General features: G+C 34.4%; 20 protein-coding genes. 15 read left to right on the top strand and 5 right to left on the bottom strand.

The window, feature by feature from the left end; all coding sequences use genetic code 11:
* Nucleotides 1–9 precede the first annotated feature (9 nt).
* From DWZ69_RS03185 to DWZ69_RS03175, 3 genes are all read left to right on the top strand, one after another.
* Nucleotides 10–558, top strand: coding sequence for an ANTAR domain-containing protein (locus tag DWZ69_RS03185; RefSeq protein WP_117998637.1), 549 nt, complete (start codon nucleotides 10–12; stop codon nucleotides 556–558).
* A gap of 31 nt (nucleotides 559–589) precedes the next feature.
* On the top strand, nucleotides 590–1,804 hold the full coding sequence (locus DWZ69_RS03180) for an LL-diaminopimelate aminotransferase (RefSeq protein WP_118436126.1): 1,215 nt from the start codon (nucleotides 590–592) through the stop codon (nucleotides 1,802–1,804).
* Nucleotides 1,805–2,060: 256 nt separating this feature from the next.
* Nucleotides 2,061–2,816: an NYN domain-containing protein gene (locus DWZ69_RS03175; RefSeq protein WP_117998635.1), complete on the top strand. Its 756-nt coding sequence runs from the start codon at nucleotides 2,061–2,063 to the stop codon at nucleotides 2,814–2,816.
* Between the two features lie 126 nt (nucleotides 2,817–2,942).
* Here the strand turns inward: DWZ69_RS03175 and DWZ69_RS03170 are convergent, their stop codons facing one another.
* From DWZ69_RS03170 to DWZ69_RS03150, 5 genes are read right to left on the bottom strand one after another with little or no spacing between them, the layout of a single operon-like run.
* Nucleotides 2,943–3,590 (bottom strand): phosphoribosyltransferase, encoded by a 648-nt coding sequence (locus DWZ69_RS03170; RefSeq protein ID WP_199521860.1) that lies wholly within the window; start codon nucleotides 3,588–3,590, stop codon nucleotides 2,943–2,945.
* Nucleotides 3,591–3,643: 53 nt separating this feature from the next.
* Nucleotides 3,644–4,621 (bottom strand): lysylphosphatidylglycerol synthase domain-containing protein, encoded by a 978-nt coding sequence (locus DWZ69_RS03165; RefSeq protein ID WP_117998634.1) that lies wholly within the window; start codon nucleotides 4,619–4,621, stop codon nucleotides 3,644–3,646.
* A gap of 12 nt (nucleotides 4,622–4,633) precedes the next feature.
* Nucleotides 4,634–6,946, bottom strand: coding sequence for a polysaccharide pyruvyl transferase family protein (locus DWZ69_RS03160; RefSeq protein WP_118436125.1), 2,313 nt, complete (start codon nucleotides 6,944–6,946; stop codon nucleotides 4,634–4,636).
* An 8-nt stretch (nucleotides 6,947–6,954) separates the two neighbouring features.
* Nucleotides 6,955–7,929 (bottom strand): glycosyltransferase family 2 protein, encoded by a 975-nt coding sequence (locus DWZ69_RS03155; RefSeq protein ID WP_022165753.1) that lies wholly within the window; start codon nucleotides 7,927–7,929, stop codon nucleotides 6,955–6,957.
* 45 nt (nucleotides 7,930–7,974) lie between these two features.
* A complete protein-coding gene (locus DWZ69_RS03150) occupies nucleotides 7,975–9,891 on the bottom strand; it encodes a hypothetical protein (RefSeq protein WP_118436123.1) in 1,917 nt (638 codons plus the stop codon).
* Between the two features lie 390 nt (nucleotides 9,892–10,281).
* Here DWZ69_RS03150 and gatC point away from each other — a divergent pair, with 390 nt between their 5' ends.
* From gatC to coaBC, 12 genes are all read left to right on the top strand, one after another.
* Nucleotides 10,282–10,575 carry an Asp-tRNA(Asn)/Glu-tRNA(Gln) amidotransferase subunit GatC gene (gene gatC, locus DWZ69_RS03145; protein WP_117998631.1) on the top strand — a complete coding sequence of 98 codons (294 nt, stop codon included), beginning with the start codon at nucleotides 10,282–10,284 and terminating at the stop codon, nucleotides 10,573–10,575.
* 65 nt (nucleotides 10,576–10,640) lie between these two features.
* On the top strand, nucleotides 10,641–12,113 hold the full coding sequence (gene gatA, locus DWZ69_RS03140) for an Asp-tRNA(Asn)/Glu-tRNA(Gln) amidotransferase subunit GatA (protein ID WP_118436121.1): 1,473 nt from the start codon (nucleotides 10,641–10,643) through the stop codon (nucleotides 12,111–12,113).
* An 11-nt stretch (nucleotides 12,114–12,124) separates the two neighbouring features.
* Nucleotides 12,125–13,558 carry an Asp-tRNA(Asn)/Glu-tRNA(Gln) amidotransferase subunit GatB gene (gatB, locus tag DWZ69_RS03135; RefSeq protein ID WP_117998726.1) on the top strand — a complete coding sequence of 478 codons (1,434 nt, stop codon included), beginning with the start codon at nucleotides 12,125–12,127 and terminating at the stop codon, nucleotides 13,556–13,558.
* A gap of 197 nt (nucleotides 13,559–13,755) precedes the next feature.
* Nucleotides 13,756–15,198, top strand: a complete 1,443-nt coding sequence (gene purF / locus DWZ69_RS03130) for an amidophosphoribosyltransferase (RefSeq protein WP_199521859.1) — start codon at nucleotides 13,756–13,758, stop codon at nucleotides 15,196–15,198.
* A 121-nt stretch (nucleotides 15,199–15,319) separates the two neighbouring features.
* A complete protein-coding gene (gene purB / locus DWZ69_RS03125) occupies nucleotides 15,320–16,750 on the top strand; it encodes an adenylosuccinate lyase (RefSeq protein ID WP_118436119.1) in 1,431 nt (476 codons plus the stop codon).
* Nucleotides 16,751–17,103: 353 nt separating this feature from the next.
* Nucleotides 17,104–17,967, top strand: coding sequence for a phosphoribosylaminoimidazolesuccinocarboxamide synthase (locus DWZ69_RS03120; RefSeq protein ID WP_117998628.1), 864 nt, complete (start codon nucleotides 17,104–17,106; stop codon nucleotides 17,965–17,967).
* Nucleotides 17,968–18,212: 245 nt separating this feature from the next.
* Nucleotides 18,213–19,394 carry an FKBP-type peptidyl-prolyl cis-trans isomerase gene (locus DWZ69_RS03115; RefSeq protein WP_118436117.1) on the top strand — a complete coding sequence of 394 codons (1,182 nt, stop codon included), beginning with the start codon at nucleotides 18,213–18,215 and terminating at the stop codon, nucleotides 19,392–19,394.
* Nucleotides 19,395–19,987: 593 nt separating this feature from the next.
* On the top strand, nucleotides 19,988–20,827 hold the full coding sequence (locus DWZ69_RS03110) for a Rossmann-like and DUF2520 domain-containing protein (protein WP_118436115.1): 840 nt from the start codon (nucleotides 19,988–19,990) through the stop codon (nucleotides 20,825–20,827).
* Nucleotides 20,824–21,651, top strand: a complete 828-nt coding sequence (gene panB, locus DWZ69_RS03105; protein ID WP_118436113.1) for a 3-methyl-2-oxobutanoate hydroxymethyltransferase — start codon at nucleotides 20,824–20,826, stop codon at nucleotides 21,649–21,651. The genes DWZ69_RS03110 and panB overlap by 4 nt, the downstream gene beginning before the upstream one ends.
* Before the next feature lie 218 nt (nucleotides 21,652–21,869).
* Nucleotides 21,870–22,712, top strand: a complete 843-nt coding sequence (panC, locus tag DWZ69_RS03100) for a pantoate--beta-alanine ligase (protein ID WP_117998621.1) — start codon at nucleotides 21,870–21,872, stop codon at nucleotides 22,710–22,712.
* Between the two features lie 349 nt (nucleotides 22,713–23,061).
* The gene (gene panD / locus DWZ69_RS03095) at nucleotides 23,062–23,457 is read left to right on the top strand and encodes an aspartate 1-decarboxylase (protein ID WP_118436111.1); all 396 of its coding nucleotides are present in this window, start codon (nucleotides 23,062–23,064) and stop codon (nucleotides 23,455–23,457) included.
* A gap of 36 nt (nucleotides 23,458–23,493) precedes the next feature.
* On the top strand, nucleotides 23,494–24,681 hold the full coding sequence (gene coaBC / locus DWZ69_RS03090) for a bifunctional phosphopantothenoylcysteine decarboxylase/phosphopantothenate--cysteine ligase CoaBC (RefSeq protein ID WP_118436193.1): 1,188 nt from the start codon (nucleotides 23,494–23,496) through the stop codon (nucleotides 24,679–24,681).
* Nucleotides 24,682–24,696 lie beyond the last annotated feature (15 nt).

Genomic DNA, 24,696 nt, shown 5'->3' with positions numbered 1-24,696 from the left:
GAGGCAAAGTTGGCAGGAATTATAGTAGTGTTCCCAAAAAATGAAGACAGCAAGGCTATTCGTAATTTACTTGTGCACAATGGTTATGATAATGTGTTTCATTGTAGCACAGGGGCAAAAGCAATAACTTTGGCAGATTCATTGGGCGAGGGAGTAATTATCAGTGGATTTAGAATGCCAGATATGCCGTACACGGATATTTTGGATTATGTTGAAGGACGATTCGAAATGCTTTTGGTTGCATCAAGACAGAAACTTCTTGAAGATGAAAGAGGAGTGGCAATGGTTGAGATGCCTATAAAAGTTCGAGATTTTCTTAATTCAGTTGAAATGATGCAAAATAATATTTACGCAAAGTTTTCACGAAAAAAGAAATCACCCCCAAAAAGAACAAAAGAAGAGCAAAGCATTGTGGATGAGGCAAAGGCAGTATTAATGGAGAAAAATAATATGTCAGAAAATGAAGCTCACAGATACGTTCAGAAGTCTGCCATGGATAGTGGCAGAACTATGGTAGAAACTGCAGAGTCAATTCTGAAAATTATGTATAAAGATTAAATTAATTTTATATTTAGGAGGACTGAAAAAAATGTACAAAATTAATGAGAACTATTTAAAATTACCTGGAAGTTATTTATTTTCTAATATTGGAAAAAAAGTAGCTGCTTACAAGGAAGCAAATCCTGATAAGGATGTAATCAGTTTAGGAATAGGTGACGTAACACAGCCACTTTGCCCTGCTGTAATTGACGCTATGCATAAGGCTGTTGATGAAATGGCAAATGCAGAAACATTTCATGGTTATGCCCCTGATTTAGGCTATGAATTTTTAAGAAGTGCAATTAGAGATAATGACTACAAGGCAAGAGGTGTTGACATTGCTCTTGATGAAATTTTTGTAAGTGATGGAGCAAAGTCAGATTCAGGAAATATTGGTGATATTTTCTCAGTTGATAATAAAATTGCTGTATGTGATCCGGTTTATCCTGTATACGTAGATACAAATGCAATGGCAGGCAGAACAGGTGATTACATAGCAGAACAGGAAAGATGGAGCAACGTAATTTACATGCCATGTACAAAGGCAACAAATTTTGCACCTGAACTCCCAAAGGAGACACCGGATATTATTTATCTTTGCTTTCCAAATAACCCTACAGGTTCTACAATTACAAAATCACAGCTTCAGGAATGGGTTGATTATGCTAATAAAGTTGGTGCAGTTATTATTTACGATGCAGCTTATGAAGCATACATTTCAGAAGACGATGTGCCTCACACAATTTATGAATGTGATGGAGCAAAAACATGTGCAATTGAACTTAGAAGTTTTTCTAAAAATGCCGGATTTACAGGAACAAGACTTGGCTTCACTGTTATTCCAAAAGAATTAAAATCAAATGGCGTTATGTTAAATTCATTATGGGCAAGAAGACATGGAACAAAATTCAACGGAGCCCCATATATTATTCAAAGAGCAGGAGAAGCTGTTTACTCAGAAGCAGGAAAGGCTCAGACAAAAGAACAGGTTGCTTACTATATGAACAATGCAAAAGTTATTATGGATGGATTAAAGAACGCAGGTTTCTCAGTAAGTGGTGGTGTAAATGCACCATATGTATGGCTTGAAACACCTGATGGAATGTCATCATGGGAGTTCTTTGATCATCTTCTTACAAATGCAAATATAGTTGGTACACCAGGTTCAGGATTTGGACCAAGTGGAGAAGGATACTTTAGACTGACAGCATTTGGTACTTACGAAAATACACTTAAAGCAATTGAAAGAATTAAGAGTTTATAATTTTGAATAATTAAATAGACTAAATATTAAGGGGAGGTAAAAAACTCTCCTAAAAGCAAAACAGCTATGAGCATTGATATGGGCCCATAGCTGTTTCTTTTCGGTGAAAATGGCAAAGGAGCTTTCAGCATCATTAGCCTCAAAAGGACTTATATGTTGCCTAGCTTCTTTTTTCTGTTATAATATAATAGGTGTTTGGCACATCAATATAATAGGTAAATGAGATTTTGCCTAGAAAAACAGAAAGGAGGAGAACATGTTAGGCGGATTATTTAGCAATAAAAGTACCGCAGCAGTATTTGTAGATTACGAACACTGGTATTATGGATACAAAAATATTTTTGCAATGCGTCCAAACGTTGAGGAATGGTACAAGGAACTTAAAGAAGAATATAATGTTAAGTCAATTACATTTTTCGGAGATTTTCATGGAAGTTCCATTGAAAGAGATTTAGAAAGATTAGAAAAGTTATCAAAAAATGTTGTCCATACGGCCAGCACAAAAGATGGTGTGGACAAGGACTTTACAGATTTTATTATTTTGGATGCGATATATCGTGAAGCTGCTAAGAAGAATTCACCAGAAGTATTTATAATATTTACGGGGGATGCACATTTTAATTTAGCAATAAAATATTTAAGAGAGCTTAAGAAAAAAGTTATTGTATATGGTGTAAAACATTCACTTAGCAACAAGCTTAAAGCTTCAGCAAATTCATATGTGGAGATGCCAAGATCAAATCAGGAAAGAAAATATTATTATGACGCAATTTTACAGTCTTTATATATTTTAAAGAAAAGACGCAAAATGGCAACTTATTCAAAAACTGTTGAGAACGTTTCAGCACACAGTGGTGTGTCTAGAGAGCGAATTCAGGCTGCATTAGACGATTTAATGAATAATAAGTATTTGAATATGACTGAAAAGAAATACCATGGTAAAAAGCCAAAAATTCTAGAAGCAGATTGGAACAAATTAAAAGCTGACGGTTTGTGGAAAGAAAAAGCATAGTATTTTATTTGGAAGCAATTTATATGAGAACATTTTATATGAAAAACAATATTTTTATATAATGACAAAAAGCTTAGGTGTTAACAACCTAAGCTTTTCTGTTATAAAAAATCTTTTTGTATAAAATTATAATTCACTGTATCCATAACCGTTGACAATTGCCTCCACAGCCTTGCCGGCTTTACAAAGAGGACAATCATTATGAGTATACGCTTCATAATTTGGAATGTCATCGGCTCTAAACAATGCATCAATTCTATGTCCGTCAATAGAATCAACAGCACTAAAGATAGAAGAAATTCCCTGAAGAATTCCACCGTAGTATTGAATACATTCTATGCTGTTACGAACTGTCTTGCCTGTTGTAGCTGAAGCAAGAAGCAAAAGTACGTTTTTGCCTGCAATTTCAGGTTTCAGATTGTCTCTGAAAATCATCTGACCATTATTGTTAAATTCAGGTGTTACAACATAAATTGTTTTGTGAGCATTCATTGATAAAATTCCTGCTCTGCTTAATTCACTTGCAAGAAATGCACCAATGACTTCACAGCCTTCAATACAGACTATTGTGTCAATAGGCTTGCCCATCACATTGTAGTAATCTTTCATTGCGATGGCTATTCGTTCAGCCTCGTTCTGACGTGTCTTCATGGTTGTCATATCAAGGTAATTGTTAAGGTGTGAATGTGTTGAAACAAAATGTCCCGGAATTACCTTAATTGCGATGTTAGGATCTTTTTTTGCGTAGTATTTAACTATTCTGCTTTGTATCATATAACCGCCTCCTATCTTTTTTAAAATCCGTTCAACAATATAATACTATCTTATTATTTTGTTGACTGATTTTCAAGTGTAGGATTAGTTTTTTTTGACTTAATATCAATAATTTTATTAGCTATAAAAGCTACTAAAATTAATATAAGTTCAGCAACTGTTGCCCAAAGTCTTGAAACTATTGAAATAATTACTGCATACTCTTTTGGCATAATAAGAATTAATCCGGCGATTAAGATGCCTTCTCTTACACCAAGTCCTGAAACAGTAAAAATTGCAAGAATACCGATAATTGCTGATAAACCGTAAATTCCACCAACATATAGCCACTGTGAAAATCCAACGCTAGGGTAAAGTGAAACTACCAAAATGTAGAAACCTGTACCAACGATCAACCAGTTACAAATGAATAGTAGAACAACTTTAATCATTTGTGGGTAAGTTATTGTAATTTCCATATCATCTTTCTTCATTAATTTTCCAAGCTTTGAAAGGAAGAAATTAATGATTTTAGGATTAATGCAAATAAAAAACAGAATAACTAAACCAATAGTTGCCCATTTGTAGTTAGCTAATAATTCATTTGGAAAGAAGAACAGTGAAATTAAGAATAAAAATGCTGCTCCAAGTAGTGTACAAATGTTTTCAAGGAAGAAACATATTGTAACCTTTCGCATTGGAACGCCTTCTTCCTGATATCCCGGAATTCTTGCCGCAAGCATAAATACTTTTCCCGGTATATACTTACCTAAAATTGAGTAAAGATAGCTTGTTACGGCTTTAGTGTATTTAATGCTACATTTATTTAATTTTGTAATGTAGTGCCACAATGAAGCTAATGTAACTTTGTAAGCAAAGTATAGGAATATTGATAAAATAAATATGCCCCAGTTGAATTTGCCCCAGTCGATTTTTTTGATATCATCCCAACTTGTATAAAAATATTTTGCAAGGAATATTGCTACAAGAACTAAAAAAAGTATCTTGCAGATTTTCATTATATTCTTTTTGTTGAATTTATTTGATTTCATTTGTTAAAACTCCTAAAAACTTAATAGCACACGAATAAAGCACATGTAGTAATAAATTACTTTAGTAGGAACTTTGGCTAACTTATCATAATGTTCTTCTGAATATTTTTTGTTATGTTCAGCTAACTTTAATGCAAGTTTGTGGTTCCATTTGCATTTATCACTTGTATCTAATTTTGCAGTTGTTTTCTTTGCTTTTGCAAGGTTAAATTTGAATACAAGAGCACGTTTCTGGCTTCTAACCATGTCTTTGTCACTAATATGTGTTGCGTAAATATCTCCATCAGCAATAGCCTGATTAAGAGCATCATACGCTTTCTGTGAACGAATAACACAGCTTGTGTGCTTTATAGGGTTACCCTTCATTTCTTTAAGCCAAATGTCACCGAAGCTTATGTCGCTACATTCACCAAAGTGATCCTGGCATGTCATACAACTATCTTTTTCAAAGAAATAGGCATTTTTGTAGGAACAAATTGTTTTTGAGTAAGAGAATTCCTTTGTGCTGCCATCATTGTAGATCACACTGGAAATTCCGCGCCAATGTCCTCTTCTGTAGTAAAGACGTTTGGCATTTTCACTTGTAACACCTGACTTTTCCATTGAGAGGGTAGTTGCCTTAGGAGAATGGTTGCCACTACAGTACAAACCAAGTTTAAGAACAATCTTATCTTTGAGTGATTGATCTTTTTTCATTATTGTATCTAAACCTCTTAACATACATGGTGTCATTACAACAGCAACTTTTCCGTCAAAATTTCTAACTACATCAATGTGCTTAAGAATAGGAATGTTCATATAAACACTTGATGAAGCATCTCTGATTTCTTCTTCTGTAGTTGCAATGTATGTTTTGTAAGTTAATTCGCCGTTTTCAAAAGCTGTCTTAGTTACCCAGGCGCCGTCAATTTCTTTGTTCTTTAACATATTGCAAAGAAGAGCAGTAACCATACCGCCTGAAGCTGCGTTGCCACGAATGTCTTCGTTTGTTGAATAACCTTTTTTACAGCCAATGTGAGAACCAATGTATTTATCAGGATTGTTAAAATCTAATAATTTACATTTTTTTTTTGGATTTTTTGTTACATCATCTATAATTTCGCTAATATATTTAATGTTGTTTCTTGAACTTGCTAAAACAGAATCAAGGTTTTTGTTAAGTTTAGCTCTAATATCATCTTCGTGAGAAACAAAGTCCTCAAAACTTTTCTTTAATTCTGATAATTCTAATTTTGAAAAGTCTATTGCGTACTGACCAAGTTCAAACATATCAAGAACTTCCTGATATTTGTGGCTCCAACCAATAAGAAGAACAGGAACTTTCTGTTCAAGGGAACCGATCATTGCATGGAATCTTGAAGCAACTAAAAATCTACATTTTCCAATGAAAGCTCTAATCTGTTCTGCATCCATTTCTTCATGGTACCAACGAACTTTGTCTTTGTTAGAAACGTCGTTATAAATTGCATCTCCAACCATAAGGTCGTTGTTTCTTGACTTTTCACTGTTAATTCTTGCCGCGTTTGCAATAAGAATTACGTTATAACCGCTTTCGTTTAAGTAGTTTACAAAGGAAACCATTGTATCCTTGTAAGGAATCCCCATTTTTTCGCATTTCTTCTCAACTACAGAACTAATTGAAAGGCCAACAACATTGTCATTGTAAAAACTGTCTTCGCTACAGATTCTATTGATTTCGTTGTTCCAGTATTCGCTGTCTTCCATTGAGAAAGCACCGTCAGCACATAACTTAACATTGTCTTTTACGCCAATACCCATAAGGTTATCGTATGTTTTCTGACCTCTGGCGCAAACAAGCTTAAGCTTTGGAAGAATCCATTTTGCTAGGAATTTGTTATAAGGATTCTTGAATGTACCTAAAGCCTGTGAATACTTAACAACAGGAGTGCCAACTAAAAGTGGAACTGCTGCACAAACAAAAGCGTAAGTATTCATTACAAAACCACGACTGTCAACAAAAGAAATACCTGCTTCGTCAACAACTAGGTCTGTGTTTGTGTAAGTTTTTAATATTTTATTTTTTAAAAGAAGCTTTTTAATAGGTGGACACCATTTAAAAAGCTTATAGAGTATAGCAAGTGGAAAAGCTATAAATAAAAGCTGTTCCGGTTTTGTGCTTGTAATATTAATAAAGTCAAAAGGTAATTGTTTCTTGTCCTCGCTTGGATAAACAGACATTAAGTTAATATTTAGTCTGTCTCCGTAAACATCGTGTAACTGTTTAATTGAACTTTGTAGCATAGCAGCGGCACCTTTGTTGCCGCTGTAGCTTGCTGCTGTAATAGCAATTGTTATATCTCTCATGATTACTCCTATTTGCTTTCTTTGTCTTCTTTGTTTTTAGCATCATTATCATAGTCGATTTTTCTTACATGGTACTGAACATCTTCTAAAATCTTGCGGTTAGCAGCAATAATGTCTGCCTGGAGTGCAATAATAAATGTTTGTACACCCATAAGTAAAAATGTGCTTGCTAAAATAAGTGACTGAACATGTCCGCTACCTGCACCCATGCCATAATATACAAGGAATCTGATTCCAAGTGCAAGTCCTAATGCGAAAAGGATGCCTCCAATGATTCCAAAGAATTTTAATGGCTTGTACATCATAAATGAACGGACAATAGTTACCATAGATCTTTTTACATATCCAAACATACTGCTGAACAAACGTGATTTTCTAAGTTCAGGGTTTGTTCTAATAGGAACAGATGTCATTGCCATCTTAGTTCTTCCTGCCTGGACAATAGTTTCAAGTGTGTATGTGTATTCATTTACAACATTTAATCTTAAAGCAGCTTCTCTGCTGTATGCTCTAAAACCACTTGGAGCATCAGGTATGTCTGATTTAGAAGCTACACGAACAGTCCAGCTTCCAAAGTGCTGTAATTTCTTCTTAAGAGGAGAAAAGTGAGCTGTGTTATCAATAGGTCTTTCACCAATAACGATATCTGCCTTTTCATCTAAAATAGGTCTTACTAATTTCTCAATGTCATCACCGTTATACTGGTTGTCAGCATCAGTATTAACAATAATATCTGCACCGTTTCGCAAACATGCATCAAGACCTGCCATAAATCCTTTGGCTAAGCCCTTGTTCTGTTTAAAGTTTACTACATAGTGAACACCCCATTTTTTTGCAACTTCCACAGTGTTATCGGCACTACCGTCATTAATAATGAGGTATTCGATCTCATCAATTCCGTCAATGTGCTTTGGTAAATCATTAAGCGCAATTTCCAGAGTCTCTGCTTCGTTATAACATGGTACCTGAATAATTAATTTCATTTCAAATCTCCTTACTGTATTTTTATATTCTACTGTACTTTAAATCTATTGTACCTTATATTCTGAAAGAGCGTAACCTTTGCTCTTTAAAAATTTAGCTAAATTTTTTCCTTTTACAAGAATTGTATCAGGAACACCTACAATATTCTTAAATGTATTAAAAGTATAGAACTTATCATTGTCGCCGTAAATATCATTAGCGTCCTCAATAGCAATATTAACACTGGCTTTATCACATATAACAATAAATTCCTTCTGTTTCTTGTCGTCACGTAAATATTTTAATGTTCCTATATTAAACTGTGGCAGACCAAATTGATATGTTTTAACCAAATATGCACTCTTATGATAGTAAATATCAGGATATTTTTCTGACACGTTTGTTTTTTCATCAATTTCTGCAATATAGTCAATGATGTTGTGAGTTCTTTCATATACTAATTCATCACGTCCACCTCTAACTTCTGAAGCTACATATCTGTAGTTAAGAGCGGAGAGAACAAATATTAAAACAGTAGCGCTGTAAATAACCTGTATTTTGTTAATACTTGTAAGTATTAATATTACAAGTAACAAACCTAATGATAGGAAGCCTGCTTTTGTGAAAGCTTCCGTCATCTGTGGGTAAGTACCGGTTGTGATTCCGTCTTCCACGTTGAAGAACTTTGTTAATGAAATGAAGTATCTTGTATTTGTTTTTGGAACAGTAGCCAAAACAGGACTAACTTTCTTTATAAAATAAACAAATACTAAAACGTAAGACACTACAGCTAAAACTTTAGCCTTCCACTTAATAATAATTCCCTTCTTTATAACTAAAGAATAAAGGGCAATTAAAACTATAAGTCCCACAGCACCAACTGTGTAACGACCGAAAACAATACGATCAGCTCGTTTAAGTTCAACTCCTGTAAATAGTTCGTATGCACTTGGGAAGAAGAATAATGCTCCCAGCGCAAAAGTTCCCATTAAGCATAAAGCGGAAAATAAAGATAAAATAGTTTCACCTATATTTTTGCTTCTGTTAGCTTTTTTCAAATTAATAAATAATATTATTAATGCTGCAAAGAAGCCAATGATAACAAGTCCCATAGTTGAGGCAAAAAGGTTAAATAACCAGCCGGCAACTAATTTAAGTTCGATTAACATGCCCTTAAGTGTAAATAATTTACCAAGAGTTTCCATGTCGATTACATCAATACTACCATGTCTTGTACCATAAATTCCATAAACGCCATTTTTAAAGAAAGCGGCCAGGAATTTGTCGATAACCATTAAAACTCCTGAGACAGGAACGTATATAAAATAATTAACTGTTTTGTGTTTGTAAACTGCAGAAATTAAAACTACAGTCATAAATGCCGCAATAATTAAAACGACACCTCTTGTATGTGTCATATAAGCATATACTGTCACAAATGCCAACACTGCTGAAAGAACATTTCTAACAGTTTTACTTGTTGTTGAAGATAATTCTAATATTACAAGTAAAATTGGCCATGGTAAAAATATAAGCATAACATCACAACGGGCATACATTGCATATAACCAAATTGAAGAAATACCAACTGCAGGTACGGATATTAATAATGCCTGTATTTTTGATTCGATTTTTAAATGCTTTCTGCAAATGTGATATGAAATAACAGGTATAAAGCTCATAATAAGCATGTTAAATGATATCATTGCCTTGTACATATAAACAGGATTGCTTCTGAATGCTATATAAATAGGATAATATAAAGCAGAAAATGCATATTTGTAATAAAAACCTCCCATTGTTTGTACACAAAAGCTCCAATCATCTCCTGCCATAAAAGCTGTATTGGCAACTGTACCTGTTTCATCAAGTACATACGGAAGTGATAGTGTTGAGGCAAAGAAAACAGTTGTTATTGCAAAAACAGCGTAAATCAGTATCTTCACATCTCTATCAGACATGTTTTTAAGAAAACTTTTCATATGCTATAAATCCTTTCGTGTTATAAAAATATTAAATTGTTTTTTGACAGCATTAAAAGGGTTTGCAGATATATAAATATTTGCAAACACCTGATGAAAAATTATTAAGTAATTTTGCTTAAGTCAAATGTTATTTTTTTAAACATATTATAATAGGAAATAATCAATATTAAATAGGTATAAATAAATAACAAACAAAGTATAAGATAGTTGTAATAAAAAGTCAATAAAAGCAGCAATAACACATATTGCCATCAAATTTTAAAGCATATTGTGAAGATTATTAGTTATATTTTGTAGCTAATTGATTTTTGCATTGTTTTTATGTAAAATATAGACTATATGTAAATTTTACCCAAAACAGAGGTATTAAGATAGAAGGAGGTTTCAATGGCTAACGTTATTTCAGACGAAACAATTGAATATGTTGGTATTTTAGCGAAGCTTGAATTGTCCGACGAGGAAAAAGAAAAAGCAAAAGAAGATATGGGAAAAATGCTTGATTACATTGACAAACTTAATGAACTTGATACAAGCAACGTTGAACCTATGAGTCACGTATTCCCTGTAAACAATGTTTTCAGAGAAGATGTTGTTACTAATGGTGACGATAGAGAGAATATATTAAAGAATGCACCGGAAGAAAAAGATGGCGCATTTGTTGTACCAAAAACATTTGATTAATAATAAGGAAAATTATAAATTAAAGTTTCAGAAAGAATTAATGTAATTTATCGAAAGGAACAAATATGAGTTTAATGAATCTTACAGCTGTTCAATTAGGTAAAAAAATCAAAAGCGGTGAAGTGAAAGTTGAAGATGCCGTTCTTGATGCTTTTGCACAGATTGAAGCAGTGGAAAGCGATATAAACAGTTATGTAACTGTGTTAGAAAAAGAAAAAGTATTAACTAAGGCAAAGGAAGTTCAGGCAAAAATAGATGCAGGAGAGCTTACAGGACCTATAGCAGGTGTGCCTGTGGCAATAAAGGACAACATGTGTACAGAAGGAGTCTTAACAACATGTAGTTCAAAAATATTAGAAAACTTTAATCCAACATACACAGCTGAGGCTGTTTTGAATTTGGAAAAAGCAGGAGCCATTATAATAGGAAAGACTAATATGGATGAGTTCGCAATGGGCAGTACAACAGAAACTTCTCATTACGGGGTAACAAAAAATCCTTGGAACAATGAACATGTACCAGGTGGTTCATCAGGTGGTAGCTGTGCAGCCGTTGCAGCAGAAGAATGTTCATATGCCCTTGGTTCAGACACAGGTGGATCAATTAGACAGCCAAGTTCATTTTGTGGTGTAACAGGTATTAAGCCAACATATGGTACAGTATCAAGATACGGTCTTATTGCTTACGGTTCATCACTTGATCAGATTGGACCAGTTGCAAAGGATGTTACAGACTGTGCAACAATTTTAGAGACAATAGCAAGCTATGATCCAAAAGATTCTACATCAGTAAAAAGAGAATCATATGATTTTACAAGTGCCTTGGTAGATGATGTAAAAGGTTTAAAGATTGGTATTCCAAAGGGCTATTTTGGTGAAGGTCTTGACAGCGAAGTTAAAGAAGCAATTCTTAATGGTGTAAAAGTTCTTAAAGAAAAGGGAGCTGTTGTTGAAGAATTTGACTTAGATTTAATAGATTATGCAATTCCTGCATATTACGTTATCGCAGCAGCAGAAGCAAGCTCAAACCTTGCAAGATTTGATGGTGTAAAATACGGTTATCGTACACCTGAGTACGAAGGACTACACAACATGTACAAGAAAACACGTTCCGAAGGCTTTGGTGCGGAAGTTAAGAGACGTATTATGCTTGGTTCTTTCGTATTAAGTTCAGGATATTATGATGCATATTATCTAAAAGCATTAAGAACAAAGGCTTTAATTAAGAAGGCATTTGATGAAGCTTTTGCAAAATATGATGTTATTATCGGACCTGCAGCTCCAACAACAGCACCAAAACTTGGTGAGAGCTTATCAGATCCAATTCAGATGTATTTAGGTGACATTTATACAATTTCAGTAAACTTAGCAGGACTTCCGGGAATCAGTGTTCCTTGTGGGACAGACAGTAAGGGACTTCCAATTGGCATGCAGATTATTGGAGATTGTTTCAAAGAAAATAATATTATCAGAGCAGCTTATGCATATGAACAGTCAAGAGACTATGAAAGATGCAAAGTAGCAAAGAACAGAGATTAGGAGGAGCAGCAATGGAAAAAGCGTACGAGACAGTCATAGGACTTGAAGTTCATGTGGAATTAGCAACAAAAACAAAAATTTTCTGCTCCTGTTCAACAGAGTTTGGTGGAGCACCAAATACACATACATGCCCTGTTTGTACAGGTATGCCGGGTTCACTTCCTGTATTAAATAAACAGGTAGTAGAATATGCAATGGCAGTTGGACTTGCTACAAACTGCGACATTACAAGAAACGGGAAGTTTGATAGAAAGAATTATTTTTATCCTGACAATCCACAGAACTATCAGATTTCACAGTTATACAAACCAATTTGTACTAATGGATATGTTGAAATCAAAGGTGATGATGGTGAGAAAAAGCAGGTTAGAATTCATGAAATTCATATGGAAGAAGATGCAGGTAAGTTAGTCCATGATGACTTTTACGATTGTTCATTAGTGGACTTAAACCGTTCAGGTGTGCCACTTATTGAAATCGTGTCAGAACCTGACATGAGAAGTGCTGACGAAGTAGTAGCATATCTTGAAAAATTGCGTATGATTATTCAGTACCTTGGAGCTTCTGACTGTAAGCTTAACGAAGGCTCAATGAGAGCTGACGTAAACCTTTCAGTAAGAGAAGTTGGTGCCAGTGAATTTGGTACAAGAACTGAAATGAAGAACCTTAACTCATTTAAGGCAATTGCAAGAGCTATAGAAAACGAAAGAGAAAGACAGATTGACTTAATAGAAGCTGGTAAGGAAGTAATTCAGGAAACAAGACGTTGGGATGATACAAAAGAGTATTCTTACGCTATGCGTTCAAAAGAAGATGCACAGGATTACAGATACTTCCCTGATCCTGATTTAGTACCTGTTATAATCAGTGAAGAATGGTTACAGGAAGTAAAATCACGTGAGCCTGAATTTAGAGACGAAAAGATGGCAAGATACATTGAGAAATTTGAACTTCCTGAATATGACGCAGATATTATTACACAGTACAAGCCACTTGCAGATTTATTTGAAGAGACAGTTGCTCTTGGAAATAAACCAAAAGAAGTTAGTAACTGGATCATGGGTGAAACAATGAGACTTTGCAAGGAAGAGTCAATTGATCCTGACCAGATTAAGTTCTCAGCAGCCAACCTTTCAAAATTAATTAAGTTAATTGAAGATAGCGTAGTTAACCGTGGTGCTGCTAAGGAAGTCTTTGAAGAAATGTTCAAGTCAGATGTTGATCCTGAAAAATATGTTGAAGAACATGGTATGAAACAGGATAATGACGAGGATGCTTTAAGAGAAATCGTTAAAAAAGTAATCGAAGAAAATCCTAAGGCAGTAGAGGATGTCCGTTCAGGAAAAGGAAAAGCTATTGGAGCTTTAGTTGGTCAGACAATGAAGGCAACACAGGGCAAAGCAAATCCGGGTGTTGTAAACAAATTATTAAAAGAACTTATTTAGTTAAATAAAGTAATAAAGTGTGGGAAAGAGAAAATCTGTGTTGATTTTCTCTTTTCTTCGTTTTATAATGTACGCGTGGCGTTTTTTTTCTAAATGTCACAATAGCGAATTTTAATATGAAGGAGGAAAATGAAAAAATACATATAATATATGTTTTCATTTTTACCTTCATTTTTTTATTTTCAAGGGAGATTATAATGAATCAGAGAGATGTAAGTATGAGTTGGGAACCTGATGCATTACACGAAGAATGTGGTGTGTTTGGAATGTATGACTTTGACGGAAATGACGTGGCTTCTTCCATATACTATGGTCTTTTTGCACTACAGCACAGAGGACAGGAAAGTTGTGGTATTGCTGTATCAGATACCAGTGGCCCAAGAAAAGTAGACTTATATAAGGGAATGGGCCTTGTAAATGAAGTGTTTGATCAGGAAAAGATTCAAAGTCTAAAGGGTAATATCGGTGTAGGACATGTTAGATATTCTACAGCCGGAGACAGTGTAATTAGCAACGCACAGCCATTAGTTATTAATTATGTAAAAGGTACATTAATGATGGCACATAATGGTAACTTAATTAACGCTAATGAACTTAGAGATGAGTTAGCGTATACAGGTGCTATTTTCCAGACTACTATTGATTCTGAAGTTATTGCTTATTTAGTAGCAAGAGAAAGAATCAAAAGTAAAACAGCAGAAGAAGCAGTTGTAAATGCAATGAAAAAATTAAAAGGTGCATATGCATTGGTAGTTTCAAGTCCAAGAAAATTAATTGGCGCCAGAGATCCATACGGATTTAAGCCATTATGTATTGGAAAAAGAGACAATGCCTACATCTTGGCATCTGAGTCCTGTGCACTTGACACAATTGATGCAGAATTTGTTAGAGATGTAGAACCGGGAGAAGTTGTAACTATCGACGAAAACGGTATTAAGTCAGACAAATCACTTTGTGTTAAGCCGGAAGATCAGGCAAGATGCATATTTGAATATATTTATTTTGCAAGACCTGACAGTTACTTTGATGGAGTAAGTGTTTACGATTCAAGAATTATGGCAGGTAAATTTTTAGCAATGGACAGCCCTGTAGATGCTGATATTGTTGTAGGTGTACCTGAATCAGGTAATGTTGCTGCAATGGGATATGCAATGCAGGCAGGAATTCCTTACGGAACAGCTTTTGTAAAGAATAGTTATGTTGGAAGAACATTTATTAAGCCACAGCAAAAGAGTCGTGAGTCAAGTGTTCGTGTAAAACTTAACGTGTTAAAAGAAGTAGTTAAGGGCAAGAGAGTTATTATGATTGATGACTCAATTGTACGAGGAACTACAAGTGATAGAATTGTACAGATGGTAAGAGAAGCAGGTGCTACAGAAGTACATATGAGAATAAGCTCTCCACCATTTATTAGCGAATGTTATTTTGGAACAGATATTCCTTCTAAGGAACAGTTAATAGCTCATAACAGAACAGTTGAAGAAATCAATGATGTTATTGGAGCAGATTCTTTAGGTTACCTTAAAGTGGAACGCTTGAAGGAACTTTCAAGAGGACAGGAAATATGTATGGGATGTTTTACAGGAAAATATCCCCTTGAACCACCTAAGGAAGATATTCGTGGTGAATATAAGAAATAAAATATATTTACTAAAATATAAGGCTTAAGTTGATTTGTAAATCAGCCGGCACAGACAAATATTTATTCGGTATTAAAGAAATTTAATATATACAAACTATTTAAAAATCAAGGAGGTTTTTATGAACGACAGATATAACAGCCCGTTGTCAGAAAGATACGCAAGTAAGGAAATGCAGTACATTTTTTCACCTGACATGAAGTTTAAAACATGGAGAAAGTTATGGATTGCACTTGCTGAATCAGAGATGGAACTTGGACTTAACATTACACAGGAACAGATTGATGAATTAAAAGCTCACGCTGAAGACATTAATTATGATGTTGCAAAAGAAAGAGAAAAATTAGTTCGCCACGATGTAATGTCACACGTTTATGCTTACGGACAACAGTGTCCAAAGGCAAAAGGTATTATTCATCTTGGTGCAACATCATGTTACGTTGGGGATAACACTGATATTATCATTATGACAGAAGGTCTTAAGTTAGTTCGTAAGAAATTAATTAATGTTATAAATGAACTTGCAAAGTTTGCTGACAAGTACAAATCACAGCCAACTTTAGCATTTACACATTTCCAGCCTGCTCAGCCAACAACAGTAGGTAAAAGAGCTACATTATGGCTTATGGAATTAAAATTAGATTTAGATGATTTAGATTATATTTTAGATAACATGATGCTTCTTGGAAGTAAGGGAACTACAGGAACACAGGCTAGTTTCTTAGAACTTTTCGAAGGTGATCATGAAAAAATCAAAGAACTTGAAAAGAAAATTGCAAACAAAATGGGATTTGATAAGTGCTTCCCTGTATCAGGTCAGACATATTCAAGAAAGATGGATACAAGAGTGCTTAACATCTTAGCAGGTATTGCAGCAAGTGCTCATAAATTCTCTAATGACATTAGATTATTACAGCACTTAAAGGAAATTGAAGAACCATTTGAAAAGAATCAGATTGGTTCATCAGCAATGGCTTACAAGAGAAATCCTATGAGAAGCGAAAGAATTGCATCACTTGCAAATTATGTAATGGTTACAGCATTAAATCCAGCCATTACATCAGCTACACAGTGGTTTGAAAGAACATTAGATGACTCAGCAAACAAGAGACTTAGTGTGCCTGAATCATTCCTTGCAATTGATGGAATTTTAGATTTATATCTTAACGTAGTAGACGGTTTGGTTGTATACGATAAGGTTATTGAAAAGAGACTTATGAGCGAACTTCCATTTATGGCAACAGAAAATATTATGATGGATGCTGTAAAAGCTGGCGGGGACAGACAGGAATTACACGAAAAGATTCGTGAACTTTCAATGGAAGCCGGAGCAAATGTTAAGCAGAAAGGTCTTGATAACAACTTACTTGAACTTATTGCAAATGATGACGCATTTAATATGTCACTTGAAGATCTTCAGAAAACAATGGATCCAAGCAAGTATGTAGGACGTTCACCTGAACAGGTAGATGAATTCTTAGCAGAAGAAATAAAGCCAATCTTAGATGCAAATAAAGACATCTTAGGATTAAGTGCAGAAATAAACGTGTAAATCCAAAGGTTGAAATAAAATAACTTTTCCAGTTTGCTGAGAAAAGTTGTTTTATTAACAACCTGAAAACACATAAGGATGGAGAAATTTTCGAAAGAAAATTTCGAGAATCCGCATGTGTGCAGAAGGGCGAAAGTTACCAAGTAACGGAGCACTTCGTGGATTTACAAAAAGACTATTGATTTATAAAAACATTCGCCGAAGGTAAGCTATTGGAGAAAGTGCTCTAACGCGGTCGGTTCATTAAGGCAGCGTAGCTGGCTTGATAGAACTGCTACCAGCGTTTGGCATCGGGAGCGTGCTTTCGACAATAGTTACCTTCGGTGAATGAGAGTGTAAAGGAGAGGAAAAAGATGAAGCCAATTAAAGAAGGAAAAGTAAGAGAAATCTATGACAACGGAGACAGCTTAATTATGGTAGCAACTGACAGAATTAGTTGCTTTGATGTAATTTTAAAAAATGTAATTGAAAAGAAGGGTACAGTTCTTACACAGATGTCAAAGTTCTGGTTTGACATGACAGAAGATATCGTTCCTAATCACATGATTTCAGTAGACGTAAACGATATGCCTGAATTTTTCAGACAGCCAAAATTTGATGGAAACAGCATGATGTGTAAGAAACTTGAAATGCTTCCAATCGAATGTATCGTTCGTGGATATATTACAGGTAGCGGTTGGGCAAGCTATCAGGAAAATGGAACAGTTTGCGGAATAAAACTTCCTGAGGGCTTAAAAGAATCAGATAAGCTTCCTGAACCAATTTACACACCTTCAACAAAGGCAGAAATTGGTGATCATGACGAAAATATTTCTTATGAAGAAAGCATTAAAGTTTTAGAAAAACAGTTCCCAGGTAAGGGTGAAGAATATGCTGCAAAATTAAAAGAATACACAATTGCTCTTTATAAGAAGTGTGCAGACTATGCATTAGAACGTGGAATTATTATTGCAGATACAAAGTTTGAATTTGGTCTTGATGAAAATGGAAACATCGTAATCGGTGATGAAATGCTTACACCTGACAGCTCAAGATTCTGGCCTGCAGATGTTTATGAACCTGGACATGGTCAGCCATCATTTGACAAACAGTTTGCACGTGACTGGTTAAAAGCAAACGACAATCATAACTGGACACTTCCAAAAGAAGTAGAAGATAAAACAATTGCTATTTATTTAGAAGGTTATGAAAAGATTACAGGCAAGAAATTAGTTTAAAATTTTGTTTGGAAATTATTTTGAAAATAGTTTTATGCAGATTATCAGGTAAATGGGGATATAAGTTAAATAGAACTTCCTAATTTCAAAAGTAAAAAAGTGTGATAATTTTGTGAATTAAAACGTTTTTTGAAAATAGACTTTAAATAATAAGGTTATTGTGATAGAATCAGTTGTATGCGTGTTAGGGCGTACGACTGATTTTGCTTTTAACACAAAAAATAGAAGAGGAGAAAAAATATAAGATGTATAAGAAGATTTTAGCAGTTGCATTATCAGCAACTATGGCATTAGGTCTTGTAGGTTGTGGTAGCACAACATCAGGAACAGTAAAGACAGATTTAGGCTCAATTAAGTTAGCTGAATACAAAGGATTAACAGCTTACGAAGATGATATTAAGGTTACAGACAGTGAATTACAGCAGACAATTGATCAGGATTTATCATCACATAAGACAACAGAAAAGATTAAAAAAGGTTCTGTTAAGAAGGATTCATCTGTAGTATTTAATTATACAGGAAAGATTGAATCAAAAGGTAAGAAGGTAGCATTTGACGGTGGCTCAGCAACAGATCAGGTAGCAGATATGTCAGCTAAGACAGTTGGTGGAAGCAAGATGATTGATGGTTTTGTTGATGCACTTAAAGGACACAAGGTTGGAGATACATTTACTAAGAAGTTAAATTTCCCTTCAAACTACACAGGAACAACAACAGTTAATAGTAAGAAAGTTAAGTTAGCTGGTAAGTCAGTATGGTTTACATACAAGATTACAGCTTTACAGAAAACAAACACACCTGAATTAAATGACGAATTTGTTAAGAAAAACTATTCATCAGACAAGTTGACAACAGTTAAGGCTTACAAAGAATATCAGAAAAAAGAATTAAAGTACAACAAGATTATGAACGGCTTATGGCAGGATTATGTTGCTGACTGTAAGGTTTCAGAATACAATAAGGAACAGTTAACACAGTACGAATCACAGGCTGAATCACAGATTGTAGCTCAGTATTCATCATACGGTATTAAAGACATTAAGACATACTTAGAAGCATGCAGCATGTCAGAAAGTGATTGGCATAAGCAGTCAAAAGAAGCTATCAAGAGTAGAATGGTAATTTACGCTATTGCTAAGGAAGAAGGTCTTGATGGAGACAAGATTTACAAGAGCGAAGGCGATGCATATGCTAAGAAATACTACGGAGCAGATGTTAAGACATTAGCAAAGAACTACGGAGAATCAACAGTAAAAGATACTCTTAAACTTAATATTTTATTAATGAAGGTTAGAGATATCATCTGTGAAAATGTTAAGACAAAGAAGGGCTCAGCTCCAACTACAACAGTTGAAACAACAACAGCAGCTTCTACAACAGCAGCTTCAACAGAAACAACAAAGGCAGCTGAAACAACAAAAAAATAAACAAGAAGTAAATATATGAAAGAGTCATTGAAGTTTTTCAATGGCTCTTTTTGTATGCAATAGTAAATTAAAATCAAAGTTAAAGTTTTGAAATAGTACAAACACAAAGAAAATTAAATTGTTAAAAATAGAAAGACATTTGTAGCAGTATAAAGATATTGTTACAGATGTCTTTTTAGTTATTAAAAAGAATCGAAATTATTATTTGATAAAAAACCTTCGGCTGTGGATATATCTTGATGCAAAAAAAGTTGTTGAAACAATACGCACTGGTTACGTGAAATGTTGCAAACGATAATCTTTAGTACGTTATAGGAAAGTTTAATGGAATTTTTATTACATTATATATAACAGTGTATTTGTTATAATGAAAAAATGTGATTAGATAATAGCCAAAAAGATTTGCATTAATTTCCTAATTGTGTTAAATTATTTCGCGGATGGTATTCGAAATGAAACTATACTGATGAATAAAATATTTTTCACTATAAAGATTGGAGCGTAGCTTATATCTTGAAGGAATGAGACTCATTGTCCCAAAACTATAATATTTAGTTGACATAAGTCAAAAAATATTAAAAGGAGGGATGCCCATGAAAGTTGGATTTATAGGAGCAGGGAAAGTTGGATTTTCTCTGGGAAAATATTTAGCAGATAATAATCAGAAAGTTATTGGTTATTACAGTGAATTTACAGAAGATGCAAAAGAAGCATCGAAGTTTACTAATTCGGCATGTTATACGGATGTTGAATTGTTAGTAAAGGATAGTGAGATTGTTTTTATTACGGTCCCGGACGGTGTAATTGGAAAGGTTTGGAGTAGTATAAAACATTTTAGTCTAAGTGGAAAAATTATTTGTCACACAAGTGGCGCATTATCATCAGAAGTCTTTTCGGATATTTCAAAACGTGGTGGTTTTGGAGTTTCTATTCACCCACTCTTTGCAGTGAGCGACAAATATAGTTCTTACAAAGAGTTGTCAAAAAGTTATTTCACAGTAGAAGGATCAGAAGAAAAAATTAACTTTGTAAAACAATGGCTTGAAAGTTTTGGAAACAATGTTTGTGTTATTTCCAAGGAAAACAAAGTTAAATATCATGCGTCAGCGGCAATTGCAAGTAATCTTGTTGTTGGGCTTATTAGTTTAAGTGAGCAGTTGTTACTTGAATGTGGCTTTGACAAAGATTCAGCCGATACTGCATTAGCCCCGATTATTAGAGGAAATGTTGAACATTGTTTGAATGATGGTTGCAGTGCTGCATTAACCGGTCCAATTGAGCGAAATGACACAACAACAGTTTTGAAACATTTGAAAACATTAAGTGGAAACAGCAAAGAAATTTATAAAGCAGTGTCAAGACAGGTTTTAGACGTTGCTAAAAATAAAAATAAAGATAGAGATTACAGTGAAATGGAGGATATTCTAAAATGAAGAATACAGTAAATACATTATTAAAACAGAAACAGGACGGAGATAAAATTACAATGTTGACTTGCTATGATTACTCAACAGCAAAGTTAATGGAAGAAGTTGGTGTAAACACAATTTTAGTTGGTGACTCACTTGGAAATACAATGCTTGGATATGAAGATACAATTCAGGTAACAATGGAAGACATGATTCACCATTGCGCAGCAGTTTCAAGAGGAATCAAAGATATTCTTTTAGTTTGCGATATGCCATTTATGTCATATCAGACATCAGTTTACGATGCAGTTGTAAACGCAGGCAGACTTATGAAGGAAGGTCACGCTAATATGGTAAAACTTGAAGGTGGCGTGGAAGTTGCACCACAAATCGAAGCAATTGTAAAAGCATCAATTCCAGTTTGTGCACATATCGGTCTTACACCACAGTCAATTAATGCATTTGGTGGTTTCAAGGTTCAGGGAAAAACTGAAGCAGCAGCAAAGAAGTTAATTGAAGATGCAAAAGCAGTTCAGGCAGCAGGTGCATCAATGGTTGTTTTAGAAGCAGTACCTGCAAAACTTGCAGCAAAAGTTACAGAAATTCTTGACATACCAACTATTGGAATTGGGGCAGGAGCAGGCTGTGACGGACAGGTTTTAGTTTACCAGGATATGCTTGGAATGTTTACTGATTATGTTCCAAAATTTGTACGTCAGTTTGCAAATGTAGGTGAAGTAATGAAAGGTGCATTCAGCGATTATATCAAGGCTGTAAAAGATAAGAGCTTCCCTGCCGAAGAGAACACATACAAAATTGATGATGAAATAATTAATAAATTATACTAATTTACTATAGAAAATTAAGTATAGGATAACAAATAATTAATTATTTAAGTGCAGACAGGTTCTATTTTACCTATGCCTACACAAAGGAGAAAAATTATTTTAAAAGTAATGCATAACTTACTTTACTAATTACTTTTAAAGTATTATATTAAGAAACGGTTAGTTTGAAAATAATACACACAAAGTGTAAATGAAGATATAAAGAGAGGTTTAATAAAATGAAGGTTGTTGGTACAATAAAAGAAGTTAGAGAATTAGTAAAAGAATGGAAGAAAAATGGAGAAACAGTAGGTTTCGTTCCTACAATGGGATATTTACATGAAGGTCATGGAAGCCTTATTACAAAGGCAAGAGAAAACAATGACAAAGTAGTAGTAAGTATTTTTGTTAATCCAATGCAGTTTGGACCAACAGAAGATTTAGACAGCTATCCAAGAGATTTAGAAAAAGACAGTAAATTCTGCGAAAGCCTTGGAGCTGATTTAATATTCCATCCAGAACCGGAAGAAATGTATCATGAAGACTTTAGTTCATATGTTGATATGTCAGTTTTAACAGAAGAATTATGTGGTCTTAGCCGTCCTGTTCATTTTAGAGGTGTATGTACAGTTGTAACAAAATTATTTAACATTGTTCAGCCAGACAACGCATACTTTGGACAGAAAGATGCACAGCAGCTTGCAATTATTAAACACATGGTTCAGGATTTAAACATGGACATTAACGTAGTAGGTTGTCCAATTGTTCGTGAAGAAGACGGCCTTGCAAAAAGTTCAAGAAACACATATCTTTCACCAGAAGAAAGAAAAGCAGCTTTAATTCTTAGCAAAACAGTAAAATTAGCAAAAGAATTAATTGATGCAGGAGAAAAAGACGCTGATGTTGTAGTTGCAAAAATGAAAGAAAACATCGAAACAGAACCAATGGCAAAAATTGATTACGTAAAAGCCGTAAACGGACTTACAATGCAGCAGCAGAAAGAAATAAAAGCACCAATGCTTATTGCAATGGCTGTATACATCGGAAAAACAAGATTAATCGACAACATGATTTTGGATTAAGCCACGCACTCCTAAAATAATTTTACATGTGCAAGCTCCCTTGCAAACATGAAAAAATTATTTTAGGGGTATGGGGCGCAGCCCCTCAGCGAAGGAACACGAAGTGTTACGAGCTGATGGCGTGGCTTATAGCTACGTGGCTAAGGAAATGTCGAAGGAAGCCACGCACGAAGGAACACGAAGTGTTACGAGCTGATGGCGTGGCTTATAGCTACGTGGCTAAGGAAATGTCGAAGGAAGCCACGCACGAAGGAACACGAAGTGTTACGAGCTGATGGCGTGGCTTATAGCTGCGTGGCTAAGGAGCACAAAGTTAAAATATACAAATAAATAAGTAAAGAGGTAAAAAATGCAAGTTAATATGTTAAAAAGTAAAATACACAGAGCTACAGTTGTTCAATCAGAACTTGACTATGTAGGAAGTATCACTGTTGATGAAGAATTAATGGAAGCAGCAGGAATATATGAATATGAAAAAGTTCAAATTGCAGACGTTGACAATGGAAACAGATTTGAAACATACGTTATTGCAGGTGAAAAAGGTTCCGGCATGATTTGTTTAAATGGTGCAGCAGCGCACATGGTAAGCTTAGGTGACAAGATTATAATTATGTGCTATGCTCAAATGACACCGGAAGAAATAAAAGACAACAAGCCAAAAGTTGTATTTGTAGATGATGACAATAAGATTACAAGAGTAACAAATTACGAAAAACATGGAAAATTATTTGACTTAGAAAAATAATTTTTCTTTTATGAAAGTGAATTTATTATGGAAAAAATTTTAAAGAGCAAAACAGTTGTATTAGGAGTTACAGGAAGTATTGCGGCGTACAAAATTGCTAACCTTGCAAGCAGTCTTGTGAAAAAAGGCGCTAATGTACATGTTATAATGACAAAAAATGCTACAAACTTTATTAATCCAATTACATTTGAGACATTAACAGGAAATAAATGTTTAGTAGATACATTTGACAGAAATTTTGAATTTAGCGTTGAACATGTATCTTTGGCTAAGCAGGCAGACATATTTATGGTAGCCCCTGCAAGTGCCAATGTTATTGGAAAGATTGCAAATGGTATAGCAGATGATATGCTTACAACAACAATTATGGCATGCAAGTGTCACAAAGTAATTTCACCTGCAATGAATACAAATATGTTTGAAAATCCTATTGTTCAGGATAATCTGGAAAAATTAAGAAATTACGGTTACGAAGTTATTGATCCGGCAAGTGGATATTTAGCCTGTGGAGACACAGGGGCAGGAAAAATGCCTGAACCTACAGTTCTTGAAAGTTATATAATGAAGAATATTGCCATGGAAAAAGATATGGCAGGAAAAAAAGTTTTAATTACTGCAGGACCAACAATGGAAGCCATTGATCCGGTTAGATTTATCAGCAATCACTCAACAGGTAAGATGGGTTATGCCCTTGCAAAGATTGCGATGGAACGTGGTGCTGAAGTAACACTTGTTACTGGAAAAACATATATTGAAAAGCCTGACTTTGTAAAAATTATTGATGTAAAGAGTGCAAAAGAAATGTTTGATGCAGTTGATAAAGAATTTGACAGTCAGGATATTGTTATAATGAGTGCAGCAGTTGCTGATTACAGACCAAAGACAGTAGCTGATGAAAAAATTAAGAAAAATGATGGGGAAATGGCCATTGAACTTGAGAGAACCGACGACATTCTTGGAACAATGTCAAAGAGAAAGAAGAACCAGTTCCTTTGTGGTTTTTCAATGGAAACAGAGCATATGCTTGAAAATTCTAAGAACAAGCTTAAAAAGAAAAATCTTGATATGATTTGTGCTAACAATCTTAAAGTTGAAGGGGCAGGATTTGGAACAGACACAAATGTTGTTACTTTAATAACAGAGAATGAAAGCAGACAGTTGCCAATTATGTCAAAAGAACAGGTGGCAAACGAAATTTTAACTGAAATAAATAACAGAATATAAAGCCAGGTGGCTGTA

The organism is Eubacterium sp. AF34-35BH (assembly GCF_003477765.1).
GTDB lineage: Bacteria > Bacillota > Clostridia > Lachnospirales > Lachnospiraceae > Eubacterium_G.
The sequence above is the reverse complement of the archived record's forward strand: the minus strand, read 5'-3'. Positions and strand labels throughout refer to the sequence as shown.

Bases quoted from the DNA above. Each gene is read 5' to 3' on its own strand.
- DWZ69_RS03180 (WP_118436126.1), top strand. From the start codon at position 590: ATGTACAAAATTAATGAGAACTATTTAAAATTACCTGGAAGTTATTTA.
- DWZ69_RS03175 (WP_117998635.1), top strand. From the start codon at position 2,061: ATGTTAGGCGGATTATTTAGCAATAAAAGTACCGCAGCAGTATTTGTA.
- DWZ69_RS03170 (WP_199521860.1), bottom strand. From the start codon at position 3,590: ATGATACAAAGCAGAATAGTTAAATACTACGCAAAAAAAGATCCTAAC.
- DWZ69_RS03165 (WP_117998634.1), bottom strand. From the start codon at position 4,621: ATGAAATCAAATAAATTCAACAAAAAGAATATAATGAAAATCTGCAAG.
- DWZ69_RS03160 (WP_118436125.1), bottom strand. From the start codon at position 6,946: ATGAGAGATATAACAATTGCTATTACAGCAGCAAGCTACAGCGGCAAC.
- DWZ69_RS03155 (WP_022165753.1), bottom strand. From the start codon at position 7,929: ATGAAATTAATTATTCAGGTACCATGTTATAACGAAGCAGAGACTCTG.
- DWZ69_RS03150 (WP_118436123.1), bottom strand. From the start codon at position 9,891: ATGAAAAGTTTTCTTAAAAACATGTCTGATAGAGATGTGAAGATACTG.
- gatC (WP_117998631.1), top strand. From the start codon at position 10,282: ATGGCTAACGTTATTTCAGACGAAACAATTGAATATGTTGGTATTTTA.
- gatA (WP_118436121.1), top strand. From the start codon at position 10,641: ATGAGTTTAATGAATCTTACAGCTGTTCAATTAGGTAAAAAAATCAAA.
- gatB (WP_117998726.1), top strand. From the start codon at position 12,125: ATGGAAAAAGCGTACGAGACAGTCATAGGACTTGAAGTTCATGTGGAA.
- purF (WP_199521859.1), top strand. From the start codon at position 13,756: ATGAATCAGAGAGATGTAAGTATGAGTTGGGAACCTGATGCATTACAC.
- purB (WP_118436119.1), top strand. From the start codon at position 15,320: ATGAACGACAGATATAACAGCCCGTTGTCAGAAAGATACGCAAGTAAG.
- DWZ69_RS03120 (WP_117998628.1), top strand. From the start codon at position 17,104: ATGAAGCCAATTAAAGAAGGAAAAGTAAGAGAAATCTATGACAACGGA.
- DWZ69_RS03115 (WP_118436117.1), top strand. From the start codon at position 18,213: ATGTATAAGAAGATTTTAGCAGTTGCATTATCAGCAACTATGGCATTA.
- DWZ69_RS03110 (WP_118436115.1), top strand. From the start codon at position 19,988: ATGAAAGTTGGATTTATAGGAGCAGGGAAAGTTGGATTTTCTCTGGGA.
- panB (WP_118436113.1), top strand. From the start codon at position 20,824: ATGAAGAATACAGTAAATACATTATTAAAACAGAAACAGGACGGAGAT.
- panC (WP_117998621.1), top strand. From the start codon at position 21,870: ATGAAGGTTGTTGGTACAATAAAAGAAGTTAGAGAATTAGTAAAAGAA.
- panD (WP_118436111.1), top strand. From the start codon at position 23,062: ATGCAAGTTAATATGTTAAAAAGTAAAATACACAGAGCTACAGTTGTT.